The organism is Clostridium phoceensis, assembly GCF_001244495.1.
Classification (GTDB): Bacteria; Bacillota; Clostridia; order Oscillospirales; family Oscillospiraceae; genus Lawsonibacter; species Lawsonibacter asaccharolyticus.
The window spans coordinates 989,134-1,002,940 of the sequence record NZ_LN866274.1; the positions used below are offsets into that span (position 1 = coordinate 989,134).

Genomic DNA, 13,807 nt, shown 5'->3' on the forward strand with positions numbered 1-13,807 from the left:
CGCCCGCCGGGCCATGGCCTGTACCTCCGTCCCCCTGGGGGCCCAGGTCGGCCTGGATGTGATGAAGGCCGGGGGAAATGCCGTGGATGCGGCGGTGGCCATGGCCGCCGCCATGCCCCTGCTGGAGCCCACAGGAAACGGCATCGGGGGGGACTGCTTCGCCCTGGTTTGGGTGGAGCGGGAGAAAAAGCTGTACGGCCTGAACGCCAGCGGCGTGTCCCCAGCAGCTCTGTCCGCCGCCCTGGTGCGGGAGCGGGGCTTCGGGGAGATGCCTAAAGAGGGCTGGCTGCCCACCATGGTGCCCGGCGCCCCCGGGGGATGGGCAGAGCTCAACCGGCGCTTCGGGACCCGCCCCCTTGAAGAGCTGTTCGCCCCCGCGGCCTCCTACGCCCGGGAGGGGGTGGCTGTGCCGGTGAACGTGGCGGTCCAGTGGGCACTGGACGGCCCCCGTATCGGCCGGGCTATGGAGCGGGACCCGGCCCCCCACCGCCCCTGGTGGGAGCGGATGATGAAGGCGGACGGCACCCCATACCGGGCGGGAGAGATCTTCCGCTGGCCGGAGTACGCTGACACTCTGGAGGAGCTGGCAGCCACCAGCTGTGAGAGCTTCTACCGGGGGAGCCTGATGGAGCGGATGGTCTCCTTCAGCCGGGAGACGGGGGGCTTTTTCCAGGAGCGGGATCTCCAGGACTACCGCCCGGAGTGGGTGGAGCCCATCACCGCGGACTACAAGGGCTACACCGTGTGCGAGATCCCGCCCAACGGCCATGGGATCACCGTGCTGATGGCGCTGAATATCCTGAAGGGCCTGCCCCTCTCCCAGGAGCGGGACAGCGCCGACACCTACCATAAGATTTTGGAGGCCATCAAGCTGGCTTTCGCGGACACCAGGACCTATGTGGCGGACCCCCGGTACATGCGGACCCGGGTGGCCGACCTGCTCTCGGAGGACTATGCTGCCCGGCGGCGGGCCCTGATCGGAGAACGGGCCCTGCTGCCACAGGCGGGGGACCCCTCCTGCGGCGGAACCATCTACCTGTGCACCGCGGACCCCCAGGGCAACATGGTCTCCTTCATCCAGAGCAACTACACCACCTTCGGTGCGGGCATCCGCATCCCGGGCACCGGTATCTGCCTCCAGAACCGGGGGGCCAACTTCTCCCTGGATGAGGGCAGCGATAACTGCCTGGCCGGCGGCAAGAAGTCTTACCACACCATCATCCCCGGCTTCCTGATGAAGGAAGGGACGGCGGTGGGTCCTTTCGGCGTGATGGGGGCCTTCATGCAGCCCCAGGGCCACGTGCAGGTGGTGGTGAACACGGTGGATTACCACATGAACCCCCAGGAGTGCCTGGACGCTCCCCGGATGCAGTGGACCGGTGGGAAGCGCATCCAGCTGGAGCGGGAGGTGCCCGCCCACATCGGCCTGCGCCTGGCGGAGATGGGCCACCAGGTGGAGATCTGCAACTCCAACCTGGACATGGGACGGGGGCAGATCATCTGGCGGATGGAGGACGGCACCCTGGCCGGCGGCACCGAGCCCCGGTGCGACGGCACGGTAGCGGCCTGGTGAAGAGAGAGGAGAGATCTTGTGAAAGAGCGCGGCCTGATCCGGATCATTATTCTCCTCTCCGGCGCCCTGCTGTGGGTGGCCTACCTGTTTGATGCGGTCTGTTCCCGATACGCTATCTATGAGGTGATCGGCTATGGGGCCCATGAGCTGTTGTCTATGCTCCCCTATGTGTCTGCCCTGGCCACCGTGGTCTGGCTGGCCATTACGCTGGTGAAAGGGGCCCGGGGAAAGACACTGCGCCGGGAGCTGGCGTTCTGTGGGGTCCTGGCTGCCCTGCTGGCGGTGCAGTGGGGCTATCTGATCGAGCGCTCCCACCGCTCCACCGCCACCGTTCTGGCCCAGGTCACAGAGACGGTCCTTGTGCCGGCGCAGGGGCTGCAGGCGGTGATCCGGCATCCGGAGGGGTATGAGATCACACTGTGGTGCCCCCAGCTGGCATGGGAGCTCCTTCAGCCGGGAACGGAGTACCTGGTCACCTACGAGTGGGATGACCGAATGCCCCAGGAGGGGACCTTGTGTATGGTCCATCCCTGAAAATCTCAATTTTGATCAAGGAGGCAGCAGCCATGAAAATAGCAGAATTATTCGGAAAGGGGAAGACCGTCTTTTCCTGTGAGGTGTTTCCCCCCAAGAAGGACAGCCCCGTGGACACTATCTATCAGACCCTGGACGGGCTGAAGGATATTAAACCCGACTTTATCAGCGTTACCTTCGGAGCCGGTGGCTCCCAGGTGAACCAGTCCACCCGGGAGATCGCGGCCATCATCCAGAAGCAGTACCACATCCCCGCCATGGCCCACCTGACCTGCATTACCGCCACCAGGGGGGAGGTGACCGAGCTGCTCTATGACCTGAAGGCAGACGGCGTAGAGAACGTGCTGGCCCTGCGGGGGGACCGGAACCCGGACTATCCCCCAAAGACGGAGTTCCTCCACGCCGACGAGCTGGTGGCCTTCATCCGCCGGCGGGGGGACTTCGGTGTGTCCGCCGCCTGTTACCCTGAGGGGCACCCGGAGAGCCCCGACGCGGTAAGCGACCTGCGCTACCTCAAGCAGAAGGTGGACGCCGGCGCCCAGCATCTGGTGAGTCAGCTCTTCTTTGATAACGAGGACTTCCTCCGCTTCCTGGAGCGGGCCCGCATCGCGGGCATCACGGTGCCCATCGAGGCGGGCATCATGCCCGTGCTGAACCAGAAGTCCATCGAGCGGATGGTATCCCTGTGCGGGGCTTCCATCCCCCGGAAGCTCTCCCGCATCCTGGCCCGGTACGGCGACCACCCGGAGGCCCTGCGGGAGGCGGGCATCGCCTATGCCATCGACCAGATCTCCGACCTGGTGGCCGCCGGGGTGGACGGCATCCACCTTTACACCATGAACAACCCTGCGGTGGCCAGGCAGATCAGCGACAGCGTCTCCGCCATCCGGCGGGTGTGAGCGCCATGCCAATCGCCCTGGGGGAGCTGGACCTGGACGAGGTGCTCCGCTACATGGGGACCCCGCCCAGCCAGGCCGGGCCGGAACTGCGGGCCCTGGTGGAGGAGTGCGGGCGGGCCGTATGCGCCGCCGCCCGGCCCCGCTGGGCCTGGAGGGCCTTTGACATCGCGGAGGAGGAGGGTGGGGTGCGTCTGTCCTGCGGCCTGCTGCTGCCGGGGCAGGACCTGAAGCGCCACCTGAGGGGGTGCGGCCGGGCGGCGGTGTTCTGCGCCACCCTGTCCGCCCAGGTGGACGCCCTGATCCGCCGCTGGGAGAGCGGGGACATGCTGCGGGCCCTGGCCCTGGACTGCTCCGCCGCCGCCGCGGTGGAGCAGATGTGCGACCAGATCGAACTGGAGCTCCAGGGGCACTTCCCCGGCTGCTCCTTCCCTTTCCGGTACAGCCCAGGGTATGGGGACCTGCCCCTGGAGCTCCAGAACCCCCTGCTGGACCTGCTGGACGCCCCACGGCGGGTGGGGCTGTGCGCCAGCGCCAGCCACATCCTCACCCCCCGCAAGTCGGTGACCGCTATCTTGGGGGCGGCCGACGGACCCATCCAACCAACTGTGCGCAGCTGTCTGGGCTGTCCCGCCCGGGAGAGCTGCCAGTATCGAAAGTCAGGTGGACACTGTGGAATTTCGTGAATTGCTGAATACGCCGGGCCCCGTCCTGCTGGACGGCGGCATGGGCACCATGCTGCAGGCCAGGGGCCTGTCCATGGGGGAGTGGCCCGAGCTGGCCGCCCTGGAACACCCGGACTGGCTGGAGGACATCCACCGGGCCTATGTGGAGGCGGGGGCCCAGATCCTGTGCGCCAACACCTTCGGCGCCAACCGGGAGAAGCTCGGCCGCACCGGCCGCACCGTGGAGGAGGTGGTCCCTCCCTCAGTGGAGATCGCCCGCCGGGCGGCCAGGGGGAGGGCCTTAGTGGCCCTGGACGTGGGGCCCACCGGCCAGCTGCTGGAGCCCACTGGCACCCTCCGCTTTGAGGAGGCGGTGGATATCTTTGCCCAGACGGTGCGCACCGGTGTCCAGGCCGGGGCGGACCTGATCCTGATCGAGACCATGACCGACCTCCAGGAGGCCCGGGCCGCCCTGCTGGCCGCTAAGGAGAACAGCAGCCTGCCCGTCATCGTCACCATGACCTATGAGGAGCGGGGCCGCACCTTCCTGGGCTGCGACCCGGCCTCTGCGGCCCTGACCCTGGAGGGGATGGGGGCAGATGCCATCGGAGTGAACTGCTCCCTGGGCCCCCGGGAGATGCCCCCGCTGGTGCGGGAGCTGACCCGGTGGTCCACCCTGCCTATCGCCATCAAGCCCAATGCGGGCCTGCCCGACCCAGGGGGCGCGGGGTATGACATTACGGCGGAGGAGTTTGCCGGGAGCATGGCAGAGCTGACCGGGCTGGGCGTTAAGCTGTACGGCGGCTGCTGCGGCACTACGCCGGAGTATATCGCACTGCTGCGGGAGAAACTGGCGGGCCGCACCATCGTCCAGGTGCCCCGGCAGGTGCCCGCGGCGGTGTGCAGCGGCACCCGCACCGTGCCCATCGACCGGGTGCGGGTCATCGGGGAGCGGATCAATCCCACCGGCAAAAAGCTGATGAAAGAGGCCCTGCGCCGGGGGGATGTGGACTACATGCTGAACCAGGCCCTGGCCCAGACCGAGGCGGGGGCCGACATCCTGGATGTGAACGTGGGTCTGCCCGAGATCGACGAGGCGGAGATGATGGTGCGCACGGTGAAGGCCCTCCAGGGGGTCACCGACGCCCCCCTCCAGTTGGACTCCACCGACCCCCGGGTGCTGGAGGGAGCCCTGCGGGTCTACTGCGGCAAGGCCATTGTCAACTCGGTGAACGGGGACGAGGAGACCCTGAACGCCATCCTCCCCCTGGTGAAGAAGTACGGCGCTGCGGTGGTGGGCTTGACCCTTGACCACACCGGCATCCCAAAGACGGTAGACGCCCGGCTCTCGGTGGCCCGCCGTATCCTGGACCGGGCCCTGTCCTATGGCATCCGGCGGGAGGATGTGTACATCGACTGCCTGACCCTCACCGTCTCCGCTGAGCAGGAGGCTGCCGCCCAGACCCTGGAGGGCCTGCGGCGGGGGGAGGGGGGGGCGGGGGCGGCGGCGGGGGTTGGGGGGGGNTGGAGGGCCTGCGGCGGGTGAAGGGAGAGCTGGGCCTGAAGACGGTGCTTGGGGTGTCCAACATCTCCTTTGGACTGCCCGCCCGGCCCCTGATCAACCAGAATTTCCTTACCATGGCCATGGCCGCCGGCCTGGACCTGCCCATCCTCAACCCCAATGTAGACGCCATGATGGCGGCAGTGCGGTGCTACCACCTGCTGATGAACATCGACACCGACGCCCGGGAATTCATCGCCGCTTACGGGAACGCCACCGTCTCCACCTCTATCACCAGCGCGGCCGGGATGACCGCCGCCCCCGCAGCGGGGGAAAAGCGGGGCCTGGAGGAGATCGTGGAGGCCGGCCTGAAGGGGGAGGCGGGGGAGGCCACCCGGGCCCTGCTGGAGAGTCGGGCCCCCCTGGACGTGGTGGACAACGTCCTCATCCCCGCCCTGGACCGAGTAGGGGCGGCCTTCGAGGCGGGAAAGGTGTTCCTGCCCCAGCTGATCCAGTCTGCAGGGGCGGCCCAGGCCGCCTTCGAGGTCATCCGGGAACGCCTGTCCGGCCAGCCGGGCCAGGGGGAGGACCGGGGGACCATCGTGCTGGCCACCGTGAAAGGGGACATCCACGACATCGGCAAGAACATCGTCAAGGTGCTGCTGGAAAACTACGGCTACACCGTGGTGGACCTGGGGAAGGACGTGGACCCAGCCGCCGTGGCGGAGGCGGTGCGGAAGCACCGGGCCCCTCTGGTGGGGCTGTCCGCCCTGATGACCACCACCCTGAAGAGCATGGCGGACACCATCACCCTGCTCCATCTGGAGGGCCTGCCCTGTAAGATCATGGTGGGGGGGGCGGTGCTCACCCCGGAGTATGCGTCCCAGATCCAGGCGGACTTCTACGCCCGGGATGCCAAGGAGAGCGTGGACATCGCTAAGCGGGTCATCGGGTAACGACCGCAATGGGGCCGGGAGGGGCTGTCAAGCCGTCCTCCCGGCCTTTCTGTGCCGCTTACCGGCGGAAAAAGGCCTGACAGCTCCCATCCCCTTGCGTGTGAGCCAGGGATCTGCTATCCTCCGGACAGAGAGGAGGCGAAGGCCATGAAACCACACATTGTCACAGAGGACATGAGGCTCCGGGCCCGGGACGGGCAGGAACTGGAGGGAAAGCTGTATCTGCCCCGGGATGGCGTCGTCTCCCGGCTGGTGGTCCAGGTCAACGGCTCCGGCCCCCAGACCTGCAACACCTTCCGGGACCGGGGAGACGGGACTACGTACAGCTTCTGCGGCTTCTTTGGGGAGGAGCTTGCCGGCCGGGGACTGGGCTTCTTCTGTTACAGCACCCGCGGGTGCACCGATGGGGATCAGGGTCCACTCTACTGCCGAGTGGACCGGGCAGTCTACCGCTCCTACACCCCTCAGACCTGTGTGGCCGACCTGGAGGACTGGACCGCCCTCCTTCAGGCCCACCCCCGCTGTGCTGGGGCGGAGCTCCTGCTGCTGGGGTGGAGCGAGGGGACCATGATCGCTCCGGCTGTGGCTGCAGGGGGAGCGGTACCCCTGGCCGGACTGCTGCTGGCGGGCTACGCCAACGGGACCATGGAGGAGGCCCTGGACTGGCAGCAGCGGGGGCTGGGGCTGTACACCATGCTCTGCCAGTATTTTGACGCCGACGGAGATGGGAGCATCTCCCGGGAGGAGTTTGAGACGGGGCCGGGAGCGGTGCGGGAGGCCCTGGAGGCGACCTTCTCCGGGCTGGACCTGGACGGGGACGGCCGGATCACCCCGGCGGACCTGGAGGCGGTGTATGCCGGGAGCCGGGCGGAGATCTTCCGGGCCATCGAGGCGGGGGACGACGAGTGGCTTTGGGAACACTACCCAGTCCCCCTCACCACCAACTGGTTCCGGGGCCACCGGAGGTTTCCCCCCAACCGGGAGACCCTGCCCCGTCTGGACCTGCCCATCCATATCCTCCAGGGGAGGTGGGACGCCAACACCCCTGCGGAGGACGCCCTGGCCATCCAGGAGACCTTCCGGAGGCTGGGGAAGGACAACCTCGCCGTCCACATCTACCCTGACGCAGGACACGCCCTGGGCTTTGAGCAGTATCTGGCCACCGGGGAACTGCCCCCCGCCCTCACCGATCTCTTTGAGCTGTGCCAGGGGCTGGGACGATAGAACAGGAGCCGGAGAGCGGGCCTCTCCGGCTCCCGCTTTTTTCCGGACTCCGGGGCCCGGAGGAGGAGCCCGCGGCTGAAAGGGAAAGCCCCTTGTGCCCTCCTGTCCCGTCTGCTATAATCGGAACAGAAAAAAGTCGAATCCGCGTGCGGAGCCGGAAAGGAGTTCATTATGGCAGAGACCTTGATCCCATTGGAGGAGCGGGAGGAGGAGCGGCGCCCGTCCCGGGTGGAGCCGCCCCGCCGGAGCGGGGGCTGGGTGGGGAAGCTGGCCCTGGTGCTGGCGGTCTTCGCCCTGGCGGTGGCCTGTCTGGCGCTGTATCGGACACTGCCGCCGGGGGAGGATGACCCACAGGAGCCAGGGGAGAGAGCAGAGTCCCCTACCATCTCCTACCGGGACCGGGAGCTCCCCGTCCTGGAAGGGGTGGCGGTGAACAGCTATGTGTCAGACGGCTTCTCCGTCAATGATCGGGGCTGGCTCACCTATGAGCAGGATGGAAAGCAGGCGGCCATCGGCATCGATGTGTCCGCTTATCAGGGGGAGATCGACTGGCAGCAGGTAGCGGATTCGGGAGTGGAATTTGCCATGATCCGGCTGGGGTACCGGGGATACTCCCAGGGGGTCATCATGCCGGACAAGAATTTTGAGCAGAACCTCCGGGGGGCGCTGGACGCTGGCCTGGAGGTGGGGGTCTATTTTTTCTCCCAGGCCGTCAGCGTCTGGGAGGCGGAGGAGGAGGCGCAGTACGTCCTGGACGCCATTCAGGGGTACGATGTGACCTACCCCGTGGCCTTTGACTGGGAGTTCATTGCCGGGGACACCGCCCGGACGGACGGCATGGAGCCGGAGGCCATCACACGCTGCGCCGGGGCCTTCTGTGATATGATCCGGGAGGCGGGCTACCACCCGGTGGTCTACTTTAACCAGGACCTGGGTTATCTGTCCTACCAGCTGGATCGGCTCACCGACTATACCTTCTGGCTGGCGGAGTATAACGCCCGCCCCAGCTTCTTCTACCACTTCGACCTGTGGCAGTACACCCACACCGCCTCGGTGCCCGGGATCGAGGGAAATGTGGACATGAATCTGGCCTTCCGGGAGTTTGACGAAAAGCCTCAGCATGGGGAAGAATAGAGAAAGAGACGGCGCCCGGTGCTTGAAGCACCGGGCGCCGCTCGTATTGATTGGGAGGATCACTCCACATATTTCAGACCGCTGCCCCGGGTGACAGTGCAGGCACTGGCCAGTTTTTCGGCCCACTGGCTGTACTGCTCGTTGTTCAGGGCGTTTTTGGCGCTGACGGCCCAGACGGGGTCGTCCCAGCCTGCAAAGTACATGATATGATAACCCTTGACGGAACTGCCGGTGTTCTGGATGATGCCGGTGTCTCCGGGCTGGCGGCTGGGGTCCAGGGACCACTGGGTAAAGGTGTCCACATAGCCGGAGTAAGGAGAGACATACTGGAGCAGCCCGCCGTTGGAAGCAGAGCTGGTGTCAGCGCTGTTCTCCTGGGCCAGCTGGGCAAAGGAGTCCTCAGTGGCATCGCCGGCCTCCCACTGGGCCAGCAGTTCCTCCGCCTTGGCCTTTGCCTGCTCATACTGCTCTTCGGTGGGGGTGATGTTGGCGTCGGCGGCGCCGATCAGGATGTGGCGCACATCGGCGGTGGGGGCGTCATCCCGTACACGGTCGTGGAAGAGGGCTACGCAGTAGTTATAGCTCTCGCTGCTGCCGCCGGCATACTCCACCAAGGTGATGTCGCCGGGCCGGCGGGCGCTGTCATAGGCCCACTCGCTGTATTCCGAATTGACGGTGGAGCCCATCTGTTCCAGCGCCACCTCGGAGGAGTAAAGGGAGTCACTGAACTCCTCCGCCAGGGCCTCCGGGTCCTCCCCGGCCTCCAGGCGGGCCTGGAGCGCCTCGGCCTGCTCCTTAACGGCGGCCTTCTCCTCCTCCAGGGCGGCGGCCTTCTCCTCATCGGTCATTTCAATGGTGTTGCCCTCGTCGTCCACGGTGTTCACTCGGGCCTGGAAAACGAACTGGGACAGAGTGAAGGTGTCCAGCTCGTCGGCGTGCTCCTCATAGTAGGCATCCAGCTGGCTGTCGTCGTAGGTGTAGGAGTCCACCTGGCTCTGGGCGTAGTCAGCGGCCAGATAGTAGCGCTCCATGATCTGGACGAATTTGTCATAGCTCATGGTGGGGCCGTAGTTGGCGCGGACATAGGCGTCCTTGCTGCCGTAGCCGGAGGTGATGGTGCCGGCCTGAATGGAGTCCAGGGTGTTCTGCAGGCTCTCCTGGGCCTGGGCGGACATGGTGTATCCGCTGGCCTGGGCCTCGTTGGCAATGGCCGCCTGCTGAGTCAGGGTCTGGATGGCCACGTCCAGCAGATGGTCGCGCCAGGTCTCGCCGGTGGACTCGTCGTAGATCTGGTCCTCGGGATCGAGGGTGTAGTCCATGGTGCTGGCGCCGCTGTAGCTGTTGTAGATCTCCTGCTGAAGGGCGCCGTTGTAGTAGTACTGCACATCGGCGGCGGTGTAGTCCTGCCCATCGATGGTGACGGCGGCGGCGCGGCTCTGGAAGAAATTGCTGTTCCAGATCAGAAGGCCGACGCCGAACAGGACCACCAGAACGGCAAGCACCGTGTAGACGATGTGGTGGACATGGGTCTGACGCTCCTCCTGCTGCTGCTTGAGCTTCTTTTCACTGAGACCCTGACCGCTCGGGTCCTGGCGGGTCTTCTTCTCTCGGGATGCACTCACAGTTTGTTCAGTCCTCTCGTTCAGTTGGCAATGCGCGTGGTTCACGACCGCACATTTCTTGATATTATATAAGAAATGACCCCAACTTTCAAGAGGAGAAGCGGGTTTTCCTCTGGGCGGGGGCAGCTTTTACATTTTATTCATGTTTCCGGGGAGGGAGCAGGCGTAAAAAAGAGCCGCGGCAAAGCCGCGGCCCCAGTTCCAAATGGATCATTTATACCCCGCTCTGGCCGTGTGGGCCCGTTTAAAACCTGCACGACTGGCAGGTGGGTCACCTCCACAGCGCTTTACTGCTTCCAACTTCCAGCATGCCGCAGGGGCAGCCGGGAGGCCTGCAAGCCACGCTGTGAGGGGGTGTCCCGTTTTAGAAATGTGGGTTTAAAAGAGCCCATCACGCACCGAGCAGGAGATCCAGTTCGGTCAATCCTCCATCTCTTCGTCCGCAAAGAGACGTTCCATAAACTGGTTGTAGATCAGGTCCAGCTCTTCATCGCTGTCCAGGGTGGACAGCAGCTCCTCGCCGTCCTCCTCCACCACCTTCATGATGATCAGGCCGTACTCCTCGTCATCCAGGTCGATGTCAGCGGGCTCGCCCTCCTGGGCATCCTCTGAGACGGCGGGGAAAAAGGCCATGTAGACTTCGTTGTTGTACTCCAGGGTGTCCAGGTGCTCCAGCTCGAAGTCATTGCCGTCCTCGTCGGTGACGGTAATAAAGTCAGGGCCGAATTCTTCACTCATGGAGATCCCTCCTGCTGTTTTGTTCTGGACCTATTGTACCCCGACTTGAAGAAAAAAGCAAGGCCCGGAGGCCCCAAATTTTCACAGGGGAGAAAAGCGACCTTTTGCCCGGTGGAAATCATAAAGGTGGACAAACGGGAATATTATGATATAATATGCTAGATATCCGGTGTCCCGCCCCGTCCGGGGCGGCTGCCGGAGCGGAGGATCTATCAACTGCCCGGGGGCCTGTCCCCAACGGAGGAAGTAACGTGTCAGAAGAACAGAACAGTCGTTTATATAACGAGAACAACGATTACGGGGAGCGGGATTACGCCCCCCGCAAGCCCGGAAAAAAGAAGAAGCGGAAGGAGAGCGGCGGCCATGTGGGCAGGCGCATCCTTCAGGTGCTGGGCACCCTGCTGCTTGTGGGGCTGTGTACGGGGGCAATCCTGTGCTGCTTCGCCGCTGTCTATATCAAGACGGTCATCATCCCGGAGGCCGGAGCCGTGGACCTGAGCCAGTTCGCGGTGGGAGAAAACAGCGTGATGTACTACATGGACCAGGACACCGGGAACTACCGGGAGCTGGTCACTCTGGCGGCAGAGGAGAACGCCGAGTGGGTGAACTATGAGGACATCCCCGAAGACCTGATCAACGCCACCGTGGCCATCGAGGACCGGCGGTTCTGGGAGCACAACGGTGTGGACTGGAAACGCACCGCTGCGGCCATCCTCTACATGTTCACTGGTCAGGATATCCAGGGCGGCTCCACCATCACCCAGCAGCTCATCAAAAACCTGACCCAGTACGACGATGTCACCGTCAAGCGGAAGGTCATCGAGATCTTCCGAGCCCTCCAGTTCGACAAGGACTACACCAAAGAGACCACTCTGGAGTGGTACCTCAACTTCATCTGGCTGGGGGACCGCTGTCGGGGTGTAGGGGCGGCGGCCATGAACTACTTTGGCAAGCCCGTGCAGGAGCTCACCCTGGCGGAGTGCGCCAGCCTGATCTCCATCACCAATAACCCCACCATCTATGGCCCTTACTCCGATGCTGTCTTCACCAACTCGGAGACCGGGGAGCAGAAGACTGCCCGGGACAAGAACAAGGAGCGTCAGGAACTGGTGCTGTGGAGCATGCTGGACCAGGGCTATATCACTCAGGAGGAGTATGATGAGGCCGTGGCCCAGGAGCTGGTCTTCGACCGGGCGGCGGGGGAGTCCACTCCCTCTACCATCTACTCCTGGTATGAGGAGCAGGTCATCTCCGATGTGAAGGACGACCTGAAGGCCCAGTACGGATACAGCGATGAGGCGGTCTCCCTGCTGCTGACCAGAGGCGGCCTGTCTATCTATACCTGTGTGGACCCGGATGTCCAGGCCCAGGTGGAGCAGATATACAGCGACCGCACCAACCTGGACTACACTTCCAGCAGCGGTCAGCAGCTCCAGTCCGCCATCACCGTCATCGACAACGAGACGGGCAACCTAGTGGGCATCGCCGGCCGGGTGGGGGAGAAGACGGGCAACCTGTGGATGAACTTCGCCACCGACAGCAAGCGTCAGCCCGGCTCCTCCATCAAGCCTCTGTCGGTGTACGCCCCCGCCTTTGAGATGGGCCTCATCAGCCCCATCTCCGTGCTGGATGACTATCCCCACGAGGTGATGGGCGGCCGGCCCTGGCCGGTGAACGTGGACGGCCGCTACCGGGGACTGGTCACCGTGCGTCAGGCCCTGTCCAACTCCTATAACACCGTGTCCGTGCGGGTGCTGGCCGACTTGGTCACCCCGGAGAACAGCTTCAACTTTGTGGAGGAGCACTTCCACCTCGATTTGGAGGATGGTGTGGAGATAGGCGGCCAGATGAAGAGCGACATCGGGGTGGCCCCCCTTTCCATGGGCGGCCTGACCTACGGCGTCAACACCCGGGACATGGCGGAGGCTTTCGCGGTGTTCCCCAACGGCGGCCTCTATCAGAAGTCCCGCACCTACACCAAGGTGACCCGGGAGGTGGACGGCGTGGAGACCGTACTGCTGGAAAACCAGCCTGAGTCCGAGGCCGTGCTCAAGTCGGAGACCGCCTACTATGTCAACTCCATCCTGCGGGAAGTGGTCACCCGGGTCAATACGTCGGGCAACTTTGACAGCGGCATGGCCATCGCCGGCAAGACCGGTACTACCGATGACAAGTACGACCGCTGGTTCGTGGGCTACACCCCCTACTACACCGCGGCGGTCTGGGTGGGCTTTGAGCAAAACGAGCGGGTGCCTGCCTCCGGGAACCCGGCCCTGAAGATGTGGACTCTGGTCATGTCCGGTGTCCACGAGGGGCTGGAAGACCGGAAGTTCTCTGAGCCCGCCGGGCTGACCACCGTCACCTACTGCCTGGACAGCGGCCTGCTGGCCACCGATTACTGCCGGATGGACCCGCGGGGGGACCGTACAGCCAGAGGAACCGTCTTCCAGGGCGATGCGCCGACCGAATTCTGCACCAGCCACACGGCGGAGACCACTGTTACAGTATGCCTGGACTGCCCCATCCTGGATGGAAACGGCGAGGAGACCGGTCTGTACCACCTGGCCGGGGAGTTCTGCCCGGAAGAGAGCCGGCAGGAAGTGAGCCTGCTGGGCTACCAGCGGGAGGACGTGGGAGGCGCCAGCGCAGAGGACGCCAAGTATTTTCTGGGTGTGACCCAGGAGGCCGGGCCCTGCACGGTCCACACCACGGCCCAGCCCGACCCGGATCTGCCCTTTGATCCCAACCAGCCATGGGACCCCAGCGATCCGTGGAATCCCAACACAAACCCCCTGGACCCCACAGGGCAGGGCGGCGGGGGTGCCGCCGACCCTGGACAGGAGGACCCGGACGCGCCTCAGGGCGGAGAGACGGAGGACCCCAGCGGGACGGACCCCATCATCAACCCGGAGACAGGGAGGCCCTACGGATATTGAACAAAAAACGGGCCCGCGGAGCATCGCT

Annotated in this window: 11 protein-coding genes and 1 other RNA gene; 9 read left to right on the plus strand and 3 right to left on the minus strand. The window is 64.8% G+C overall.

The window, feature by feature from the left end; all coding sequences use genetic code 11:
* From BN1969_RS05610 to BN1969_RS05640, 8 genes are all read left to right on the plus strand, one after another.
* The coding region (locus BN1969_RS05610) for a gamma-glutamyltransferase family protein (protein WP_050623403.1) at positions 1 to 1,573 on the plus strand (1,573 nt) is incomplete at its 5' end.
* Between the two features lie 18 nt (positions 1,574 to 1,591).
* Positions 1,592 to 2,107 (plus strand): hypothetical protein, encoded by a 516-nt coding sequence (locus tag BN1969_RS05615; protein WP_050623404.1) that lies wholly within the window; start codon positions 1,592 to 1,594, stop codon positions 2,105 to 2,107.
* Positions 2,108 to 2,139: 32 nt separating this feature from the next.
* A complete protein-coding gene (gene metF, locus BN1969_RS05620) occupies positions 2,140 to 3,006 on the plus strand; it encodes a methylenetetrahydrofolate reductase [NAD(P)H] (RefSeq protein WP_050623405.1) in 867 nt (288 codons plus the stop codon).
* Between the two features lie 5 nt (positions 3,007 to 3,011).
* Positions 3,012 to 3,689, plus strand: coding sequence for a hypothetical protein (locus tag BN1969_RS05625; protein ID WP_050623406.1), 678 nt, complete (start codon positions 3,012 to 3,014; stop codon positions 3,687 to 3,689).
* A 73-nt stretch (positions 3,690 to 3,762) separates the two neighbouring features.
* The gene (locus BN1969_RS19040) at positions 3,763 to 5,214 is read left to right on the plus strand and encodes a homocysteine S-methyltransferase family protein (protein ID WP_423243657.1); all 1,452 of its coding nucleotides are present in this window, start codon (positions 3,763 to 3,765) and stop codon (positions 5,212 to 5,214) included.
* Positions 5,211 to 6,125 carry a cobalamin-dependent protein gene (locus BN1969_RS19045; protein WP_419185501.1) on the plus strand — a complete coding sequence of 305 codons (915 nt, stop codon included), beginning with the start codon at positions 5,211 to 5,213 and terminating at the stop codon, positions 6,123 to 6,125. The genes BN1969_RS19040 and BN1969_RS19045 overlap by 4 nt, the downstream gene beginning before the upstream one ends.
* A gap of 147 nt (positions 6,126 to 6,272) precedes the next feature.
* Positions 6,273 to 7,349, plus strand: a complete 1,077-nt coding sequence (locus tag BN1969_RS05635; protein WP_050623407.1) for an alpha/beta fold hydrolase — start codon at positions 6,273 to 6,275, stop codon at positions 7,347 to 7,349.
* Positions 7,350 to 7,520: 171 nt separating this feature from the next.
* Positions 7,521 to 8,483, plus strand: coding sequence for a glycoside hydrolase family 25 protein (locus tag BN1969_RS05640; protein ID WP_050623408.1), 963 nt, complete (start codon positions 7,521 to 7,523; stop codon positions 8,481 to 8,483).
* Positions 8,484 to 8,542: 59 nt separating this feature from the next.
* Here BN1969_RS05640 and BN1969_RS05645 read toward each other — a convergent pair whose 3' ends face one another.
* The 3 genes from BN1969_RS05645 to BN1969_RS05650 all read right to left on the minus strand — a co-directional run bounded on the left by BN1969_RS05645 (position 8,543) and on the right by BN1969_RS05650 (position 10,843).
* The gene (locus BN1969_RS05645; protein WP_050623409.1) at positions 8,543 to 10,105 is read right to left on the minus strand and encodes a peptidylprolyl isomerase; all 1,563 of its coding nucleotides are present in this window, start codon (positions 10,103 to 10,105) and stop codon (positions 8,543 to 8,545) included.
* A 214-nt stretch (positions 10,106 to 10,319) separates the two neighbouring features.
* Positions 10,320 to 10,517, minus strand: a non-coding RNA gene (gene ssrS / locus BN1969_RS16980) — 6S RNA.
* An 8-nt stretch (positions 10,518 to 10,525) separates the two neighbouring features.
* Complete coding sequence (locus BN1969_RS05650; RefSeq protein ID WP_050623410.1) at positions 10,526 to 10,843, minus strand: DUF1292 domain-containing protein; 318 nt, start codon at positions 10,841 to 10,843, stop codon at positions 10,526 to 10,528.
* A gap of 251 nt (positions 10,844 to 11,094) precedes the next feature.
* On the opposite strand from BN1969_RS05650, the gene BN1969_RS05655 reads away from it, so the two are divergent.
* Entirely contained in the window at positions 11,095 to 13,779 is a 2,685-nt protein-coding gene (locus tag BN1969_RS05655; protein WP_050623411.1) for a transglycosylase domain-containing protein, read from the plus strand.
* Positions 13,780 to 13,807: the final 28 nt, after the last annotated feature.

Bases quoted from the DNA above. Each gene is read 5' to 3' on its own strand.
- BN1969_RS05650 (WP_050623410.1), bottom strand. From the start codon at position 10,843: ATGAGTGAAGAATTCGGCCCTGACTTTATTACCGTCACCGACGAGGAC.
- BN1969_RS05635 (WP_050623407.1), top strand. From the start codon at position 6,273: ATGAAACCACACATTGTCACAGAGGACATGAGGCTCCGGGCCCGGGAC.
- BN1969_RS05625 (WP_050623406.1), top strand. From the start codon at position 3,012: ATGCCAATCGCCCTGGGGGAGCTGGACCTGGACGAGGTGCTCCGCTAC.
- metF (WP_050623405.1), top strand. From the start codon at position 2,140: ATGAAAATAGCAGAATTATTCGGAAAGGGGAAGACCGTCTTTTCCTGT.
- BN1969_RS05640 (WP_050623408.1), top strand. From the start codon at position 7,521: ATGGCAGAGACCTTGATCCCATTGGAGGAGCGGGAGGAGGAGCGGCGC.